The sequence below is a fragment of the Mycobacterium gastri genome (assembly GCF_002102175.1).
GTDB lineage: Bacteria > Actinomycetota > Actinomycetes > Mycobacteriales > Mycobacteriaceae > Mycobacterium > Mycobacterium gastri.
Genome location: NZ_LQOX01000003.1, coordinates 40560 through 58155 on the forward strand (window position 1 = coordinate 40560; position 17596 = coordinate 58155).

General features: G+C 66.0%; 18 protein-coding genes and 1 pseudogene. 10 read left to right on the forward strand and 9 right to left on the reverse strand.

Annotated features, from left to right (window positions below; translation table 11 throughout):
- Nucleotides 1-37 precede the first annotated feature (37 nt).
- Nucleotides 38-619, forward strand: coding sequence for a class I SAM-dependent methyltransferase (locus tag AWC07_RS00305; protein ID WP_084293313.1), 582 nt, complete (start codon nt 38-40; stop codon nt 617-619).
- 121 nt (nt 620-740) lie between these two features.
- Nucleotides 741-1268, forward strand: a pseudogene (locus AWC07_RS28255) (PPE family protein); the annotation flags it as partial.
- 366 nt (nt 1269-1634) lie between these two features.
- Here AWC07_RS28255 and AWC07_RS00315 read toward each other — a convergent pair.
- From AWC07_RS00315 to AWC07_RS00340, 6 genes are all read right to left on the reverse strand, one after another.
- Nucleotides 1635-4154 (reverse strand): FtsX-like permease family protein, encoded by a 2520-nt coding sequence (locus tag AWC07_RS00315; RefSeq protein WP_425271200.1) that lies wholly within the window; start codon nt 4152-4154, stop codon nt 1635-1637.
- A complete protein-coding gene (locus AWC07_RS00320; RefSeq protein ID WP_036412109.1) occupies nt 4148-4843 on the reverse strand; it encodes an ABC transporter ATP-binding protein in 696 nt (231 codons plus the stop codon). The genes AWC07_RS00315 and AWC07_RS00320 overlap by 7 nt, the downstream gene beginning before the upstream one ends.
- A gap of 325 nt (nt 4844-5168) precedes the next feature.
- Nucleotides 5169-5669 (reverse strand): lipoprotein LpqH, encoded by a 501-nt coding sequence (locus AWC07_RS00325; protein WP_036412105.1) that lies wholly within the window; start codon nt 5667-5669, stop codon nt 5169-5171.
- A 93-nt stretch (nt 5670-5762) separates the two neighbouring features.
- Nucleotides 5763-6371, reverse strand: a complete 609-nt coding sequence (gene rfbC / locus AWC07_RS00330; protein ID WP_036412104.1) for a dTDP-4-dehydrorhamnose 3,5-epimerase — start codon at nt 6369-6371, stop codon at nt 5763-5765.
- 1 nt (nt 6372) lies between these two features.
- The gene (rfbB, locus tag AWC07_RS00335; RefSeq protein WP_036412102.1) at nt 6373-7368 is read right to left on the reverse strand and encodes a dTDP-glucose 4,6-dehydratase; all 996 of its coding nucleotides are present in this window, start codon (nt 7366-7368) and stop codon (nt 6373-6375) included.
- A 176-nt stretch (nt 7369-7544) separates the two neighbouring features.
- Nucleotides 7545-8459: an LLM class F420-dependent oxidoreductase gene (locus AWC07_RS00340; protein WP_051507919.1), complete on the reverse strand. Its 915-nt coding sequence runs from the start codon at nt 8457-8459 to the stop codon at nt 7545-7547.
- Between the two features lie 246 nt (nt 8460-8705).
- Here AWC07_RS00340 and infA point away from each other — a divergent pair, with 246 nt between their 5' ends.
- The 8 genes from infA to truA all read left to right on the forward strand — a co-directional run bounded on the left by infA (nt 8706) and on the right by truA (nt 13312).
- Nucleotides 8706-8927 (forward strand): translation initiation factor IF-1, encoded by a 222-nt coding sequence (gene infA, locus AWC07_RS00345; protein ID WP_003418601.1) that lies wholly within the window; start codon nt 8706-8708, stop codon nt 8925-8927.
- A 48-nt stretch (nt 8928-8975) separates the two neighbouring features.
- Nucleotides 8976-9089, forward strand: a complete 114-nt coding sequence (rpmJ, locus tag AWC07_RS00350) for a 50S ribosomal protein L36 (protein ID WP_003879483.1) — start codon at nt 8976-8978, stop codon at nt 9087-9089.
- A gap of 183 nt (nt 9090-9272) precedes the next feature.
- Nucleotides 9273-9647 carry a 30S ribosomal protein S13 gene (gene rpsM, locus AWC07_RS00355; RefSeq protein ID WP_036390976.1) on the forward strand — a complete coding sequence of 125 codons (375 nt, stop codon included), beginning with the start codon at nt 9273-9275 and terminating at the stop codon, nt 9645-9647.
- A 3-nt stretch (nt 9648-9650) separates the two neighbouring features.
- A complete protein-coding gene (gene rpsK / locus AWC07_RS00360; RefSeq protein ID WP_023371066.1) occupies nt 9651-10079 on the forward strand; it encodes a 30S ribosomal protein S11 in 429 nt (142 codons plus the stop codon).
- Nucleotides 10080-10088: 9 nt separating this feature from the next.
- Nucleotides 10089-10694 carry a 30S ribosomal protein S4 gene (gene rpsD / locus AWC07_RS00365; protein ID WP_036412101.1) on the forward strand — a complete coding sequence of 202 codons (606 nt, stop codon included), beginning with the start codon at nt 10089-10091 and terminating at the stop codon, nt 10692-10694.
- 90 nt (nt 10695-10784) lie between these two features.
- Nucleotides 10785-11828 carry a DNA-directed RNA polymerase subunit alpha gene (locus AWC07_RS00370; RefSeq protein ID WP_036412099.1) on the forward strand — a complete coding sequence of 348 codons (1044 nt, stop codon included), beginning with the start codon at nt 10785-10787 and terminating at the stop codon, nt 11826-11828.
- Nucleotides 11829-11859: 31 nt separating this feature from the next.
- Nucleotides 11860-12474 carry a 50S ribosomal protein L17 gene (gene rplQ / locus AWC07_RS00375; RefSeq protein ID WP_036414230.1) on the forward strand — a complete coding sequence of 205 codons (615 nt, stop codon included), beginning with the start codon at nt 11860-11862 and terminating at the stop codon, nt 12472-12474.
- Nucleotides 12428-13312 (forward strand): tRNA pseudouridine(38-40) synthase TruA, encoded by an 885-nt coding sequence (gene truA, locus AWC07_RS00380; protein ID WP_084293554.1) that lies wholly within the window; start codon nt 12428-12430, stop codon nt 13310-13312. The genes rplQ and truA overlap by 47 nt, the downstream gene beginning before the upstream one ends.
- Here the strand turns inward: truA and AWC07_RS00385 are convergent.
- The 3 genes from AWC07_RS00385 to AWC07_RS00395 all read right to left on the reverse strand — a co-directional run bounded on the left by AWC07_RS00385 (nt 13309) and on the right by AWC07_RS00395 (nt 17430).
- Nucleotides 13309-14451, reverse strand: a complete 1143-nt coding sequence (locus AWC07_RS00385; protein WP_036414226.1) for a PPE family protein — start codon at nt 14449-14451, stop codon at nt 13309-13311. The genes truA and AWC07_RS00385 overlap by 4 nt on opposite strands.
- Nucleotides 14452-14530: 79 nt before the next feature.
- On the reverse strand, nt 14531-15634 hold the full coding sequence (locus AWC07_RS00390) for a PPE family protein (protein WP_036414223.1): 1104 nt from the start codon (nt 15632-15634) through the stop codon (nt 14531-14533).
- Between the two features lie 137 nt (nt 15635-15771).
- Complete coding sequence (locus AWC07_RS00395) at nt 15772-17430, reverse strand: purine-cytosine permease family protein (RefSeq protein ID WP_036414221.1); 1659 nt, start codon at nt 17428-17430, stop codon at nt 15772-15774.
- Nucleotides 17431-17596: the final 166 nt, after the last annotated feature.

Consider the following 17596-nt stretch of genomic DNA (forward strand, 5'->3'; position numbering starts at 1 on the left):
CGGTAATTCGTTGTTTCCGTATGTGTATCGATTCGGGATGCCACTCTTCGACCGGACGTTCTACAACCGGTATCGACGAGAGGCGATGAGCCACGCGACCGGCCGGTTGCTGATGGTCGGTGTTGGTCCCGGAACCGATTTGCGGTTTATTCCGCCCGCGGTGACATCGGTCGCCGCCGTTGAGCCGGTGGCGGCGTTTCGGCGGATGGCTGCCGCGCTGGCGCGCCGTCACGGCATCGCGGTCGACGTAGTCGACGGGGCCGGCGAGTCGATTCCCTTCCCGGACAACAGTTTCGACTCGGCACACGTCGGCCTGGTGCTGTGCTCGGTCGACGACGTGGCCGCCACCCTCGCCGAAATCCGGCGGGTGCTGGTGCCCGCGGGCAGGTTGGTCGTCCTCGAGCACGTTCGCGGTGAGGGCACGATGGGCCGGTTCCAGGACCTGATCGCAAGGCCCTGGTCTCGGCTGGCGTCCGGATGCGAGCCGAACCGCCGAACGATCGATGCCATTGCCAAGGCCGGATTCGACACCAGCGGACTGCGCAGCATTCCCCGGACTCTGGTGCCGCCGCCCTGCACACCTCATCTGCAAGGATTCGCCACCCTGGTTGACGAATAATGCCGCAAATTTATTGTCGGCATCTTGAACATTTCACTGGCCGGGGTATAAAATCAATTTCTAATTTCTTGGCGCGGGGGTAGCCGCCGGAATATGCATCGACAAAAGGGGGTCGGTGATCATGAATTTCTCGGTATTGCCGCCGGAGGTCAATTCGGCGCGATTGTTTTCCGGTGCGGGTTCGGCTCCCATGGCGGCGGCCGCCGCGGCCTGGAATGGCTTGGCGGACGAGTTGGCTGATGCGGCGTCGTCATTTTCGTCGGTGACGTCGGGGTTGCTGGGTCAGGCGTGGCAGGGCCCCGCCTCGGCGGCGATGGCGGCCGCGGCGGCTCCCTATACCGAGTTGCTGAGCGCGGCGGCGGGTCGGGCGACGGGAGCGGCCGTGCAGTCGCAGGCGGTGGCCGACGCGTTCGAGGCTGCGCGGGCGGCGACGATCCATCCGCTGGCCGTAGCGGCCAACCGGGACGGGTTGGTGCAATTGATTTTGTCGAATTTCTTCGGGCAGAACGCTCCGTCGATCGCGGCCGTCGAGGCCGAGTACGAACAGATGTGGGCTCAAGATGTGGCCGCGATGGCGGGCTATCATGCCGGGGCCTCGGCGGCAGCAGCACAGCTGGAACCGTGGCTGCAAGCGCTGCACGACCTGGCAAGCCGGCTCGCGGCGACGCTGGGCCTCAGCCCGGTCACCAATCCCGTGGCCAGCGACCCCGATTTGATGAGTCAAACCACCAATTTCGGCTTGTTCACCAGCACCGCTCTTGCTGACCCTGACGACAATAATTTCGTCGGGCTGGTTATTTCAAGTCCGCTCTTCACCGATACGTTGACCTCCGGGTTTGAGTCCACCTTGGGGTTGGGTGCGCCCGGGCAGACGATAAACACATTCCAAAGTCCGGTCTTGCCGTTCTTGAACAGTTCGATCGCCCTTCCCGTCACGGATCCTCTGGCGCCTTTGTTTACCGCGCTTCTTCCGCTGGGTTTCTGACTATTCGAGACTATTCGAGATTGTTCGAGACTATTCGAGCCCGACGGCGTCGATGATGTTGAGTCGCGAGGCGCGCGCTGCGGGCGGCAACGAGCCGAGCAGGCTGACCGCCACCGCGCCGACCGTCAACACCAGCGCCATGGGGCCCGGCCGGAAAGCGACCGCGAAATTCATGACGTCTGCACTGACGAGGCTGTACAGCCACTGGTCGGTCAGTCCGAACGCGAGCCCGGCGACACCACCGACAACACCGATGCCCGCAGCCTCGGCCAACACCATCTGCACCGTGAACCGCCGGCTACAGCCCATCGCCCGCAGCACCCCGATCTCCCGGCGCCGTTCCAGCACCGACAGCGTCAAAGTGTTGAGCAGCGCCACCGCGGCCACGAAGACCACGATGATCCAGACGGCATCGGCGATGAACATGCTCTGATGCAGCGGGGCTTCGGCGCCGGCCAGTGCAGTGCGACCGTCGTACACGTAGTTGGGTGGCGGCACCACGTGTCGCACGTTGTCCGACAAGCGATGTCGATCAACGCCCGGGGCCGCGGTGATCTGCAGTGTGGTCGCCGCCGGCCGGCCGAACCAGGACCGCAGCTGCTCGAGGCTCATCCCCACCGTGCCGATGACGGTGGAGAAGTACGGCACCAGCGCCAACACCGTCGGCCGTTGGCGTCCGTGCGGTGTGTCCAAGGCCAGCCGGTCGCCTACCCGCATCCGCAGCGCCGCCCCCAGATTCCGGGTGAGCACCACGCCCAGCCCGGCCAGCACCTCGTCGCGCACCCGGTCATCCAGCGCGCGGTAGAGGGAATCGGCGGTTCCGGGGGAAAACCCGTCGAGCAGCACCCGCGTTCCGCCCACCACGGCGAACGCAGCCCCTCCCTCGGTGACGCGGGCGACGCCGGGTACCGCGGCCACCTGGTCGGAAAGGCCTTGCGGCAGTGGGTCGGTGGGGTATCTGTCCGGCGGATCTGCGCTCACCCACACGTCGACGCCGGCCGCCGGAGCGAAGATTTCCCGCGCGGACGAGATCATGTCGGAGTTGGTGCCGGTGATCACCACCGTGGCGACAACCGCGATCGACACGGTTATGACGGTTGCCCAGACGCGCCGCGGCGCTCGTTGGATGGTCGCTGCCGCGAGTGCGCCCATCCGTCCGAACTTTCGCGCCGTCGCGGCTACGGCCCCGACGACGGGCGCCGTGAGCGCAAACCCCAGCGCGATCTCGGCGCCGAACAGGGCAAGCAGCGCGGCCAAGGCGTACCTGACGCGGTGCTCGACGACGAGCAGGGTGGACGCCCCGAACATCGCGAGGGCTGCAGCCCCGGTTGCGACCCGCAGCCAGCGCGGCACGACATCTGCCGACGAGACCCCGACCGGCGCCAGCGCCTCGATCGGCGAGACCCGGTACACCTGCCGGGCAGCCATCGCCGACGCGGCCGCGCTGGTGAGCATCGTCGTGGCCAGGGCAACCGGTATCGCGTAGCCGGGCAGCCAGTACTGGACGCGAGCTTCCAGCCCCTGGGTCATTGCCGGCGGAAGCCGGCTAATCGCGATGCGGCCCAGGCCTATTCCGGCGCACGACCCGAGAGCACCGCCGATCAGCCCGACAAGCGCGGCCTCGGCGAGCAGGTCGCCGACGATGGTGACGCGCCGGCCGCCGATCGCACGCAGCAACGAGATGACCGGCCGGCGCTGGGTGATCGTCATGGTCGTCGTGGTGTAGATCAGGAATGCGCCGACCACCAAGGCAATCCCCGCGCCCAGCAGGGCCATGTAGTTCATCAGCTTCACACCGTCCCCGGCCCGCGTCGCCCGCATGCTCGGGTTGGCGACAATGGCGCGGTCGTTCACGGCGGCGACCACACCGGCGCGCACCGCGGCCAGATCGGCACCCGGTTGGGTCGTGACCAGTATCGAGTCCAGCCGGCCTTGTCGCCCGGTAACGCTCTGCGCCAGGGCAAGTGGCGCCAGGACATAATGGCCGCCGTTGAGCTCGGCGAGTCGCCGCCCCCCGAGCACCTCGACGACGGTGACCGAGCCCGAGCCCAGCCGGAACGTCTGGCCTTTCGCGTAGCCGATACCGGGCCCTACCTGAACTCCGTCGGGAGTCGTCGACGCCGCGTCCAACGGTTGTGCCCCAATACTTTTGAAGGCCCCTTTCAGTGCGCCGCTCAGCTCGGCGCTGCGTGCGTCGGCGCCGAAAAGCAGTACCGGCCCCGCAGCCGTGGACGCCGACATCCGGATCATCGGCGCCGCAGTGCCGACACCGGGGACCGCCGCGACGTCGGCGGCGATCGTGTCGGGAAAACCGGCGTCAGTAATGCCCGACACCTCGAGCGCGGCAACGCCGGCGACCCCGTCGGCCAACCGGTCGACCGATCCGGTGATCGAACCGAAGATGCCGAATACCGCGACCAGATACATTGCCGCCACTGCCATGACGGCGATCGAGGCGCTGGTGCGCCGGCGATGCACGGCAAGCTCGCGCAGGCTGAACAGTCGTAGCCGGCTCGCCGCAGCCGGTAGTGCCGAGCCCGGTTTCACCATGGCACCATCGCTGCGTCGTGGCAGACCCGGCCGTCCTGCAGGGTGATCACCCGATCGGTCGTCGCCGCGGCATCCGAATTGTGGGTCACCATCACCACCAGCCGACCCCGGCCCGGTTCGTGCGCCACCTCGGCGAGCAGCGCCAAAATCGAAGCGCCCGTGGCGGAGTCGAGGTTGCCGGTCGGCTCGTCGGCAAGAACCAGCGGTGGGTCCATCATCAGCGCCCGTGCCACCGCAACCCGCTGCATCTGGCCCCCGGACAGTTCCGACGGCCGGTGCTCGGCGCGGTTGCCCAGCCCCACCCGGTCCATCAGCTGAACCGCTTCGGCCCTGGCCTTACCCAGTCGGACACCGTCGAGCAGCTTGGGCACCGCCACGTTCTCCCACGCCGACAACGTCGGCAATAGGTTGAAGAACTGAAACACGAACCCCACGCAACGATGCCGGAATTGCGACTGCTGCTCGTCGCGGAGGCGGCCGATCTCCTCGCCGTCGAAGATGATCGACCCGGAGTCGGGGCAGTCCAACGCGCCCAGCAGATGCAACAACGTGCTCTTGCCCGCACCCGACGGCCCGACGACCGACACGAACCGCCCGCCGGTCAAGTCCAGGCTGATGTGGTCGAGTGCGCGCACGGTTTGACCCCCGACCCGGTACTGGCGGGCCACATCACGGAGTTCGATGGTCAGCTCGCGGGCGGGCGGTCCGGCGGCACCGAGCGCTGCCGCCGCGGTCCTGTGCGAGTTCGAACCACTGCTCACCCGACCGCCGTTACCCATATGGGTTACCACGAGACGGACCTCGGATCGGTTCGACCCGGTCGGCTCATCCGGCCTTCGGGGCGGAGTTGGTCATGCCGGTTGCAGCTCCAGACAACGACAGCTGGCGAATCGCGCTGCAACCTGGAGGCTGCGCTCCGGGAAAATTTACGTCGCGACCCGGATCGGCGGGCTGTCATCGGCGATCCTTCCCCGGCTTGGTCCGGCGAAGGCATCGACGTAGCCGATGCGCCTGCTAGGGGCAGGTGACGTCGACCTCGAACGGCTTGTGGACCTGCTGACCGGCATTGTCGACGCCGCTGGCCACGCCGGTGATGTGGTAGCTGTTGCCGGTCTTGGTGGCGCTGGCGTTCTCGTCGGGCACACCCTCGGTGAAGCTCATGACCACTCCGTCGACGGTGCCGAGCCCGGCGCTGTGGACCACCGACCCGTCCGGCTCCAAGCCGACGATGATTCCCGTCGCCAAGTCGCCGACGGCGATGGAGAACCTGCCGGCATTCGTCGAGCACACCACCGGGCCGCTGACGTTTTGCGGCTGGCCGCCGATGATGACCCGGGTCTGTCCGGCTGCGGCCGGGGTGGTGCTCGACGCGGGCGCGGACGTCGAACTCGTGGCTGCGCTCGACGACGTCGCAGAGCCCGACGACGGCGCGGACGACTTGTTGTCGTTGGAGCACCCCGCCATACCCGCGACCATGGTCGCCGCCCCGACGGCGATCAGCAATTCACGTTTCACCACGTTCTCCCTCGGATAGGTCTGTGCACCCGCGATACCGGCGGATGTCCTGAAGCAGTATGTCTGGCGGCGCAGCCGGCGTACAGATGCGAATTACTCGCCGCGCAGCGCGCTGATGAATTTCCGGGTCGCTGCCCAGGTCGGCAGGACTCCCGTGGCGCGTACCTGGTCGAGGCCGGGGGCGGCCGCGTCGCGGTCGGATAGGCTCGCCGCCACACCGTCGACCAACGGCCAGGCGATGGCCAACGATGGATCTGTCGCGCAGATCGTGTGCTCGCGCTGCGGGTTGTACTCCGCCGAGCATAAATACATCACGGTCGAATTATCTTGCAGCGCAAGGAAACCATGCGCCAAGCCCTCGGAGATGTAAACCGACCGGCGGTCCACGTCGTCGAGCACCACCGAGTCCCATTGCCCGAATGTCGGTGAACCCAAACGGATATCGACGACCACATCGAACACCGAGCCGGATACACAGGTCACATACTTGGCCTGGCCTGGCGGCAGCTCTGCGAAATGCAGACCGCGCAGGACGCCGGCCGCCGATACCGAGCAATTGGCTTGCCGGACGTCCAAACGATGACCCGCGAAAGCGCTGAAGCCGCGGTCGGTAAGCCATTCGAAGAACAGTCCGCGGGAATCGCCGTGGATGGTAGGGGTGATCTCCCACGCGCCGGCGATGTCGAGTTCGCGTACTTTCATGTCACTGGCCGCGCTGCTCGTAGCGTGCCTCCGCGGCGTCTTTCAGCGGCCGCCACCACGCTTCGTTGTCGCGATACCAGTCGATGGTGGTGCGCAATCCCTCTTCGAAATCGGTGTGCTTTGGTGCCCAGGCCAATTCATCGTAGAGCGGGGACGGGTCGATGGCGTAACGCAGGTCGTGACCGACTCGGTCGGTGACGTGGTCGAAATCGTCGGGGTCGCGGCCCATCATCCGCAGCAGGGTGCGCAACACGGTCAGATTGTTGCGCTCGCCCTCGGCGCTGATCAGGTAGGTCCGGCCGATCTGGCCCTTTTCGAGGATTCGCCATACCGCGCTGTTGTGGTCGTCGACGTGAATCCAGTCGCGGACGTTGGCGCCGCTGCCGTAGAGCTTGGGCCGCCGCCCGGTGAGCACATTGGTGATCTGGCGCGGAATGAACTTCTCGACGTGCTGATACGGCCCGTAGTTGTTGGAGCAGTTGGAGATGGTGGCGGATACGCCGTAGGACCGCACCCAGGCCCGGACCAGCATGTCAGCGGCCGCCTTGGACGCCGAGTACGGGCTCGACGGGTTGTACGGTGTGGACTCGGTGAACCGCTGCGGGTTGTCGAGTTCCAAGTCGCCGTAGACCTCGTCGGTGGAGATGTGGTGTAGCCGCACGCCGTGGCGCCGGACCGCTTCCAAGATCGCGTAGGTTCCGATGACGTTGGTGTGCAGGAACGGCTCGGGGTTGTCCAGCGCGTTGTCGACGTGGGTTTCGGCGGCAAAATGCACGACCGCATCCGACTGGGCCACCAGCCGGGAAACCAGCTCGGTGTCGGTGATATCGCCTTCGACCAGCGTGATCGCGTCAGCGACGTCGGCCAGCGAATCACGACGGCCCGCATAAGTAAACGCATCGAGGACCGTGACCCGAACATCGGGACGTTCGCGCACGGTGCTGTGCACGAAGTTGGCGCCGATGAAGCCCGCTCCACCGGTGACTAGCAGCCGCATGGCCAAACCCTAACGGGTAGTCCCGGCGGCCCGGCCAGTTCGGTCGGTGCCGGCAATAACACCTCCTCGGTCTGCCAGCCGCAGTGTTGGTGGAGACGTCGGCCCGTGGCATGGCCGGACACCGGACCGGCCCAGTTGAGGGAAACTGCTCGGGTCATCAGGCCTCGATACCCGTTTCAGGACGGGGTGAGGCCGAGCGGACCGGCCAACTCGGCGAGCGCCGGGACCAGGTTTTCCGCTTTGGTCAGGACCTGAACGGGGACATGGTCGGCGCCGGCGTCGAGGTGCTGCTTGAGCCGTGCGGCGATCGCCTCGGGGGTGCCGTAGGCGACCACGGCGTCGACCAGGCGGTCGCTGCCCGGCGGGGCGACGTCGTCGTCGCTGAAGCCCAGCCGCTTCCAGTTGTTGCGGTAATTGGCGAGGTTGAAATAGATGTCGAGGGCCTTTCGGCCCACCGAACGGGCCTGTTCGGCGTCTGTGGTTAGCACCACCTTGTGTTCGGGCGCCAGGAACGCCGACGGGCCGATCAGTTCGCGGGCCCGCGCGGTGTGCTCGGGGGTGGTCAGGTAGGGGTGGGCCCCGGCGCTGCGTTCGGCCGACAGCTTGAGCACCCGGGGACCCAGGGCCGCCACCACGCGTCGGTGGGCCGGGACGCCGTATTCGTCCAGCTGGTCCAGGTACTGCACCAGCGCGTTGTAAGGCTTGCGGTACTCGGCGGTCGCCTCGCGGTGGCCGACACCGATACCCAGCAGGAAACGGCCCGGGTAGGCCTTGTCGATCCGATGGAACGACTCGGCGACCGGCTTGGCGGCCGCCGACCAGATGTTGACGATGCCGGTGGCCACCTGCAGGGTGGCCGTCGCCTCGAGAATCGGTTCCACCCAGGCCAGCTCTGCGGGCGGCGAGCCGCCCACCCAGACGGCCCCGTAGCCCAGGGCTTCGATTTCTTTGGCTTGCTGGGGGTTTACGCCCCATCCGAAGGAGCCGAACCGGCCGAGGTCCGGCTTGCCGGCGGCAGAACTGGTTTGAGCATCGGGATCACTGGTTTGAGCATCGCGATCACTGGGGGCACTGGCATCAGAATCGGTCACGGTTGGTCCAACCCGCCGGTCCGGGCAGCCTATTCCTGCGGGCTCCTGCCGGGTTTTGCGTCGGACGTGGCGATGCGGGTATTGTGGACCAACGGTGCGGCGTCCGTGCCGGCTTCTGGTGTGCCCAGTCCCGAAATTTCTCGGAAACGCTTCGCGGAATTTCTACCACCGGCTCACGTTTGTAGTCCGGGCAGGTGCTGCGCCCAACCCGGTGCACTGACAAGAAGTGAGGATCGCCAGAACGCAATGGCCAAGAAGGACGGCGCCATCGAGGTCGAGGGTCGCGTGGTCGAGCCCCTGCCCAATGCCATGTTTCGCATTGAGCTGGAAAACGGCCACAAGGTGCTCGCCCACATCAGCGGCAAGATGCGGCAGCACTACATCCGCATCCTGCCCGAGGACCGCGTGGTGGTGGAGTTGTCTCCCTACGACCTGTCCCGGGGCCGCATCGTGTACCGGTACAAGTAGCCCGCCGGCATTGAGACCAAAGACCCAGAGAACAGGACCGAGACTGCCGTGAAGGTGAACCCGAGCGTCAAGCCGATCTGTGACAAGTGCAGGGTGATCCGTCGGCACGGGCGGGTCATGGTGATCTGCTCCGATCCGCGCCACAAGCAGCGGCAGGGTTAGTCAAGGCCGCCGGACCTGGCCGAGCGCGCCAGACAACTGAATGCAGACCTCCCAGCACCAATGAGCGGCTGGCATCTATAGAGATGGGCCAGCTCATCCACGCCCGGACGGAGGCCGGGCCCCGCAAGTTTGGCGGGAACGGACTGGGACCACACCTCCGTCGAGAAAGAGGAAACGCCACCTATGGCTCGATTAGTCGGCGTCGACCTGCCGCGCGACAAGCGGATGGAGGTCGCCCTGACCTACATCTACGGCATCGGCCGTACCCGCTCGAACGAAATTCTGGCCGCCACCGGCATCGACCGGGACCTGCGAACCAGGGATCTCACCGACGACCAGCTCACCCATCTGCGTGACTACATCGAAGCGAACCTGAAGGTCGAGGGTGACCTGCGCCGCGAGGTGCAGGCCGACATTCGCCGCAAGATTGAAATCGGCTGCTACCAGGGTCTGCGGCACCGCCGCGGGCTGCCGGTGCGTGGCCAGCGGACCAAGACCAACGCGCGGACCCGTAAAGGTCCCAAGCGCACCATCGCAGGCAAGAAGAAGGCCAGGTAACCGATGCCACCAGCCAAGAAAACAGCAAGCGGCGCCGCCAAGAAGGGTCAAAAGGGGCAGAAGACCCGGAGGCGGGAAAAGAAGAACGTCCCGCACGGCGCCGCCCACATCAAGAGCACCTTCAACAACACGATCGTGACGATCACCGATCCGCAGGGCAATGTCATCGCCTGGGCGTCGTCGGGTCACGTCGGGTTCAAGGGTTCTCGGAAGTCGACGCCGTTCGCCGCGCAGCTGGCCGCGGAGAACGCCGCGCGCAAGGCACAGGAGCACGGGGTCCGCAAGGTCGACGTGTTCGTCAAGGGGCCTGGCTCGGGCCGTGAGACCGCGATCCGCTCGCTGCAGGCCGCCGGTCTGGAGGTCGGCGCGATCTCCGATGTCACCCCCCAACCGCACAACGGCGTCCGCCCACCCAAGCGCAGAAGGGTCTAGCACACAACCATGGCTCGTTACACCGGACCCGCCACCCGTAAATCGCGCCGGCTGCGCACCGACCTCGTCGGCGGCGACCAGGCCTTCGAAAAGCGTCCCTACCCACCCGGCCAGCACGGCCGCGCCCGGATCAAGGAAAGCGAATACCTGCTGCAGCTGCAGGAGAAGCAGAAGGCCCGCTTCACCTACGGCGTAATGGAAAAGCAGTTCCGCCGCTATTACCAAGAGGCGGTGCGGCAGCCCGGCAAGACCGGTGAGGAACTGCTGAGAATCCTGGAGAGCCGGCTGGACAACGTCGTCTATCGCGCCGGCCTGGCGCGCACCCGCCGGATGGCCCGCCAGCTGGTCAGCCATGGGCACTTCAGCGTCAACGGCGTGCACGTCAACGTCCCCAGCTACCGGGTGTCGCAGTACGACATCATCGACGTGCGGGACACGTCCCTGAACACCGTGCCGTTCCAGATCGCCCGGGAGACCGCGGGTGACCGGCCGATCCCGAGCTGGCTGCAGGTCGTGGGGGAGCGGCAACGCATCCTGATCCACCAACTGCCCGAACGCGCCCAGATCGACGTCCCCCTGACCGAGCAGCTGATCGTCGAGTTCTACTCGAAGTAACCGCACCCTCGGGGGGCTCGAAAACAGAGCCCCCCGAGAACCCCCAACGGCATCAAATAGCGGGTGCCGAGAAGGAGAAGAAGAAACACCATGCTGATCTCTCAGCGCCCCACCCTGTCGGAGGAAGTCCTCACCGACAACCGGTCCCAGTTCACCATCGAACCGCTGGAGCCCGGATTCGGCTATACCCTTGGCAATTCGCTGCGACGCACCCTGTTGTCATCTATCCCGGGTGCGGCCGTCACCAGCATTCGCATCGACGGCGTGCTGCACGAGTTCACCACGGTGCCCGGAGTCAAAGAAGACGTCACCGACATCATCCTGAACCTCAAGAGCCTGGTCGTGTCCTCCGAGGAGGACGAGCCGGTCACCATGTACCTGCGCAAGCAGGGTCCCGGTGGGGTCACCGCCGGCGACATCGTGCCCCCGGCCGGTGTCACGGTGCACAACCCCGGCATGCACATCGCGACGCTCAACGACAAGGGCAAGCTGGAAGTGGAACTCGTCGTCGAGCGCGGCCGCGGCTACGTCCCGGCGGTCCAAAACCGGGCTTCTGGTGCCGAAATCGGCCGTATCCCAGTCGATTCCATCTACTCACCGGTGCTCAAGGTCACCTACAAGGTGGAAGCCACCCGGGTCGAGCAGCGTACCGACTTCGACAAGCTGATTCTCGACGTGGAGACCAAGAGCTCGATCACTCCCCGCGACGCGCTGGCGTCCGCCGGCAAGACGCTGGTCGAGTTGTTCGGGCTTGCGCGGGAGTTGAACGTGGAGGCCGAAGGCATCGAGATCGGGCCGTCGCCGGCCGAGGCCGACCACATCGCCTCGTTCGCGCTGCCCATCGACGACCTGGATCTGACCGTCCGCTCCTACAACTGCCTCAAGCGCGAGGGCGTGCACACAGTCGGTGAATTGGTCTCGCGTACCGAGTCCGATCTGCTCGACATCCGCAACTTCGGTCAGAAGTCCATCGACGAGGTGAAGGTCAAGCTGCATCAGCTGGGTCTGTCGCTCAAGGACAGTCCGCCCACCTTCGACCCGTCGGAGGTCGCCGGCTACGACGTGGCCACCGGCACCTGGTCCACGGAAGGTTCCTACGACGACCAGGACTACGCCGAAACCGAACAGCTTTAATTCGCGTCCGATCTAGACAGGAGCGTCAGCAATGCCCAAGCCCACCAAGGGCCCACGCCTCGGCGGGTCATCGTCGCACCAGAAGGCGATCCTGGCCAACCTGGCCACGTCCCTGTTCGAGCACGGCCGGATCAAGACCACCGAGCCCAAGGCTCGGGCGTTGCGCCCGTACGCGGAGAAGCTGATCACTCACGCCAAGAAGGGCACGCTGCACAATCGGCGTGAGGTGCTCAAGAAGATCCGCGACAAAGATGTGGTGCACACCTTGTTCGCCGAGATCGGGCCGTTCTTCTCTGACCGCGATGGCGGCTACACCCGCATCATCAAGGTCGAGCCGCGCAAAGGCGACAACGCTCCGATGGCCGTGATCGAGCTGGTTCGGGAGAAGACGGTGACGTCGGAGGCGGATCGGGCACGGCGAGTGATGGCGTCCAGGAAGGCTCCTGAGGATGTAGCAGCGCCGGTGGCAGCGGCTGCGGCGCCGCAGGCGGCGGTCGAGCCTGAGGCCGCGGTCGGTACGACCGCCGAAGAGGCCGCCGAAGAGGCCGCCCAAGAGGCCGCTGAAGAGGCCGCCGGTGACGAGGCCGCAGGGGACGAGCCTGCCGGCGAGGCGGGCGAGGACGCCGAAGGGGCCACCGAGGATTAGTGCGGACGTCCGGCTGCGGCTCGACATCGCCTACGACGGAACCGACTTCGCGGGCTGGGCGACGCAGCCGGGGCAGCGTACGGTCGCCGGCGTGCTCGATGCGGCACTGACGACGATATTTCGCACGCCGATGCGGCTGCGCGCGGCCGGGCGCACCGATGCCGGGGTCCATGCCAGCGGACAAGTGGCCCATGCCGATGTGCCCGTCGACGCATTGCCCAACGCCTATTCGCATTCGGCCCGCCCTGGCCAACCGGAATTCCGGCCCTTGGTAGGGCGGCTGGGCCGCTTCCTGCCCTCAGATGTCCGAGTTCTCGAGATCGTCCGCGCCCCAGCGGATTTCGACGCCAGGTTTTCCGCACTGCGGCGGCATTATGTCTACCGGCTGTCGACGGCGCCCTATGGGGTGGTGCCGCAGCTGGCGCGCTACGTCACCGCCTGGCCGCGGGATCTGGATGTGGAGGCTATGGCGGTCGCGTCGCGAGAGCTGTTGGGGTTGCACGATTTCGCCGCCTTCTGCCGGCACCGAGACGGTGCCACCACCATCCGCGACCTACAGCGGCTGGACTGGTTGCGCGACGGCGACCTGGTCACCGCGCACGTCACCGCCGACGCGTTCTGCTGGTCGATGGTGCGGTCGCTGGTCGGGGCCGTGCTGGCCGTCGGCGAGCATCGGCGCAGCGTGACCTGGTGTCGCGAATTGCTCACCGCCACTGGGCGTTCCAGCGACTTCGCGGCCGCGCCGGCCCACGGTTTGACGCTGGTCCAGGTGGATTATCCGCCCGACGACCAACTGGGGTCACGAGTATTGATCACCCGAGACCTGCGCACGCGTTAGCCGGCGGACGGTGGCCGGGTCACCACGGTGGGACGGAATCCGTATCGGGGACCCGCACCCGCCGACCCCCGGCCCGTACCACCGATCGGCATGCCGCCGACCACGTTTCCGGACGACCCGAGGTCCGCCGGTTCGATCACGTCGCTGACGAACATCGACGTGCTGGTCGGGGTCGCCACCGGGCTGGCTCCGGCCCAGGTGGGTGGTACCGACAGTTTGCCGATGGTGCTGGCCTGAGCCAGACTCGCCGACACCGGCCCGCTGCCCATCAGTCCGGCCGCGCCGGCCGCGGCCGCGGCCGCCTCCGGCGCGGCGGCGGCCGGGCCGATCAGCCCCATCGTCTTTGCCGTCGACGCAAAGAAGCTGGCGATCCCGGCGCCGAAGAACGGCAACCCGGCGGTGTCGTAGAGGAAGTTCGCAAACGGCGCCCACCATTCCAAGAACCGCTCGATCGGACCCGCTGTCGCTGAGACGGCAGAGGCCAAGGGTGAGGCGAGGCCTTCCAGCACGCCCGGCAGCTCCGAAAGCAGGCTCGATAGGGTGCTCTGCGTGGCACCGGCCGCGGTGGCGACGGCACTGGTGACCGCTGCGGCCTGAGTGGCCGCCGCGGCTGGACTGGTGGTCTGCGGCGGCGAAACGAACGGCGTTACCGCCGACGCGGTGGCCGAGGCGCCGGCGTAGGCGTACATGGCGGCGGCGTCTTGTGCCCACATCTGGCCGTATTGAGTCTCGGTGGCAGCGATCGCGGCGGTGTTCTGGCCGACGACGTTGGTCGAGATCAGCGTCGACAATTGAGCGCGGTTGGCCGCGATCTGCGGCGGCGGTACGACGGCGGCGAACGCGGTCTCATAGGCTGCGGCCGCCAAACGTGCTTTGCCGGCGGCTTGTTCAGCCGCCGCGGCGGTGGCACGCATCCATGCCACGTATGGCGCGACAGCAGCGGCCATCGTCACAGCCGAAGGGCCCACCCATCCTTCGCTGTGCAGTGCGGTGATCACCGTCTGGTATTCATTGGCGGCCGAGGTCAACTCGGCGGCCAATCCGCTCCACGCCGATGCGGCGGTCACCATTGGTGTCGACCCGGGCCCGGAATACAGACGAATGGAGTTGATCTCCGGCGGTAACGCCCCGAAATCCATCGTTATCAACACCTTACCTGGGTAGCTGCCATTGACATCTCGGTTCCTCCTCAATAGGGCAGTGGCTCAGGGGTTTCCGCTATCCAGCGGCCGGGGGGCGAGACATCACTGTCAGGCGTATCCCGTATCGGCGCCGGGCGAAGGTCGCGCCCCGGCGGTCGTTCCCCGTCGGCGTATTCGGGAATAGGCCCCGGGGCGCATTCGTACGGCCGACGGTGCTGAGGCTGTGCGAAATCTCGGCGGCCCCGGCCTTTGCCGGATTCGGCGACGTTGCCCAACTCGGCGGCACCGACAGCGAGCCCAACCGGTCCGCCTGGCCGAACCCGGCCGACACCGGTCGGGCGACGGCCATCTGCGAGGGCGTCAAAGCCGACGCCGGCGCGGCTCCGCCGGCGATCGGCATTGTGGCGGAGGCGGATTCGGGAATGAGCTGCTGGGCGAACAAAGTGACCAGTTGAACGATCCCGGCCCCGAAATAGGTCAACCCCCAGGTGTTGATCAACGCGTTCCAGTCCTGGGTCGGGATGATGGGGAACCAGGGCCGCTTCAGCGCTGAAAGGCCTTGCTGGCCTGCGGCTTTGCCGACCGACAGGGCCTGCTTGGCCAGTCCGCCTGGGCTGGTGGTGTTTGGCGGGGCAGTAAAGGGCGTTAACACCGAAGCGGTTGCCGAGGAGCTGGCGTAGGCGTACATCGCGGTGGCGTCTTGGGCCCAGAACTCCGCGTATTCTGCCTCGGTGGCCGCGATCAAGGGCGTGTTCTGGCCGAAGTAGTTGGTGGCAACCAGCACCGTTAACCGGACCCGGTTGGCGGCGATCAACGGTGGGGGCACCGTCATGGCGAAAGCGGTTTCATAGGCGGCGGCGGCCGCCCGGGTTTGCATGCCCGCCTGCTCCGCACGTGCCGCCGTCGCGCATAACCACGTCACGTACGGGGTGACCGCGGCCAGCATGGCGGCCGATGCCGGACCCAACCACTGCAAGCTGGTCAATTCCGCGATGACGGCGCGGTAGCCACTGGCCGCCACGCCGATATCTGCGGCCAGCGCGTCCCAGGCTCCCGCGGCGGCGATCAGCGGGCCCGAGCCCGGACCGATATACATGCGGCCGGAGTTGATCTCCGGCGGCAATGCGCCGAAGTCGATGAGCACTGGCACTCCCCCTGACGGGTGGATCTCAAGAGCCATCGACCCTCCTGGACAGCGGTAAAGTCAGCTTGCTGCGACATCGCCGTCGTCAGGATCAGCGGGAATACCCGGTCACCACGCAATAGCAAACACATCCTACTGCAACTATACACTATAGAAATAAGTGTAACGGTTAACTACTGCACCACCGCTCCCAGCACATGCTCGGCTCGCTTGTCGGTGGAGACGCACAACGAGCAGACGTGTGCGGTGTGTGCATGACAGGCCAGCATGTCGGGCCGCTCGAAATCATGACGGCAGACATGACAGTTCAGTTGCTCGGCCGAGGGGTTGCCGTGTTCGTCGTACATGGGCAGGTCGATGCCGTCGTGCCCGCGCCGAAGGTAATACTTGCCGCGAGTGGCGATCGCCAGGACCGGTGGCATCACCACCGCGATACCGATTGCGACCAGCGGTGAATAGGGCCGTAGGGTCTCGCCGAGGCCGCCGAAGAACGCGACGATCGAGAGCCCCGCGGCCAACAGCAGTGAGCCGAAGCCGACCGGGTTGATGGCATACAACATGCCGCGGCGGAATTCCGGGGTCTTCGGCGACAGCCGCAGCAGGTACTTGTTGACGACGATGTCGGAAGCCACGGTCACCACCCATGCCATGCCGCAGTTGGCGTAGAACCCGAGGATCGTGTTGAGGAAGTCGAACATGTTGGCTTCCATCAGGATCAACGCGATTGCCAGATTGACGGCAAGGAACACGTTGCGGCCGGGGTAATGCTTGGTGACGCGGGTAAACGCATTGGTCCATGCCAGCGAGCCCGAATAGGCGTTGGTTACGTTGATCTTGACCTGACTGAGGACCACCAAGATCACGGCGAGCGTCAGCGCCAGCCAGCCCGGCATGACATTGCGGTAAATCTGCATGAATTGGTGCACAGGAAGATTGGCGATCGCCGTGGCGCCGGCGATGTGGGAGATCAGATACACCGCCAGGAACAACCCGATGATCTGCTTGAGCGCACCGAAGACAACCCAGCCGGGCCCGGCCAACAGCATCCAGGTCCACCACCTGCGCGAGTTTTCCGGCGTCCGTGGCGGCATGAAGCGCAAATAGTCGATCTGTTCGGCGATCTGGGCGATCAGCGACAGGCATACACCCGCTGCCAACAGGACCGAGCCGATGGTGACGCCGCCACCACCGTCCCTGCCCGCGTAGGAAAAGAACTCTGCGATGGATTCCGGGTGGCTGACGACCAGGTAGCCGAACGGGGCCACCATCAGCAGCAGCCACAGCGGGGTAGTCCAAAGTTGCAGCTGCGAAAGGACTTTCATGCCGTACATCACCAATGGGAAGATCATCAGCGTCGAGACGGCGTAACCCAGCCACAGCGGGACATGCAGGCCCAGATTGAGACCCTGCGCCATGATCGAGCCCTCGAGCGCAAAGAAGATGAACGTGAAGGTGGCAAAGATCACGTTGGTGACCACCGACCCGTAGTAACCGAAACCGCTACCGCGGGTGATCAGGTCCAAGTCGATGTTGTAGCGCGCCGCGTAGTAGGCCAGTGGCAGCCCGGTGGTGAAGACCACGACGGCGAAAATTGCTATTCCCCAGAGGGCGTTCGCGGTACCCCAGGTGATGCCGACATTGGCGCCGATCGCGAAGTCGGCCAGGTAGGCGATTCCGCCGAGGGCCGAGATTCCCACCACGGCCGGGGACCACCGTCGGTAGCCGCGCGGGGCGAAGCGCAGCGTGTAGTCTTCGAGCGTCTCCCCGGTGGCCGTGATGTGATCGAAGTCGCTTGGCGCCGTAAGCTTGACGTCTATATCGGTGCCCGACATCAACCCTCCTGCGCGCATTCGCCGGTCAATGGCAATCAGATTCCATGGTGTGCCTACGCACTTGCCTTCGTGGAAAGTGTGCACGTGAACTCGTGCGGCTACGCGTTCGGTGAACGTCGTTGCGGTCCGGCGTGATCCTAACCCCGGCTTTCGGCAGCGTGCCAGC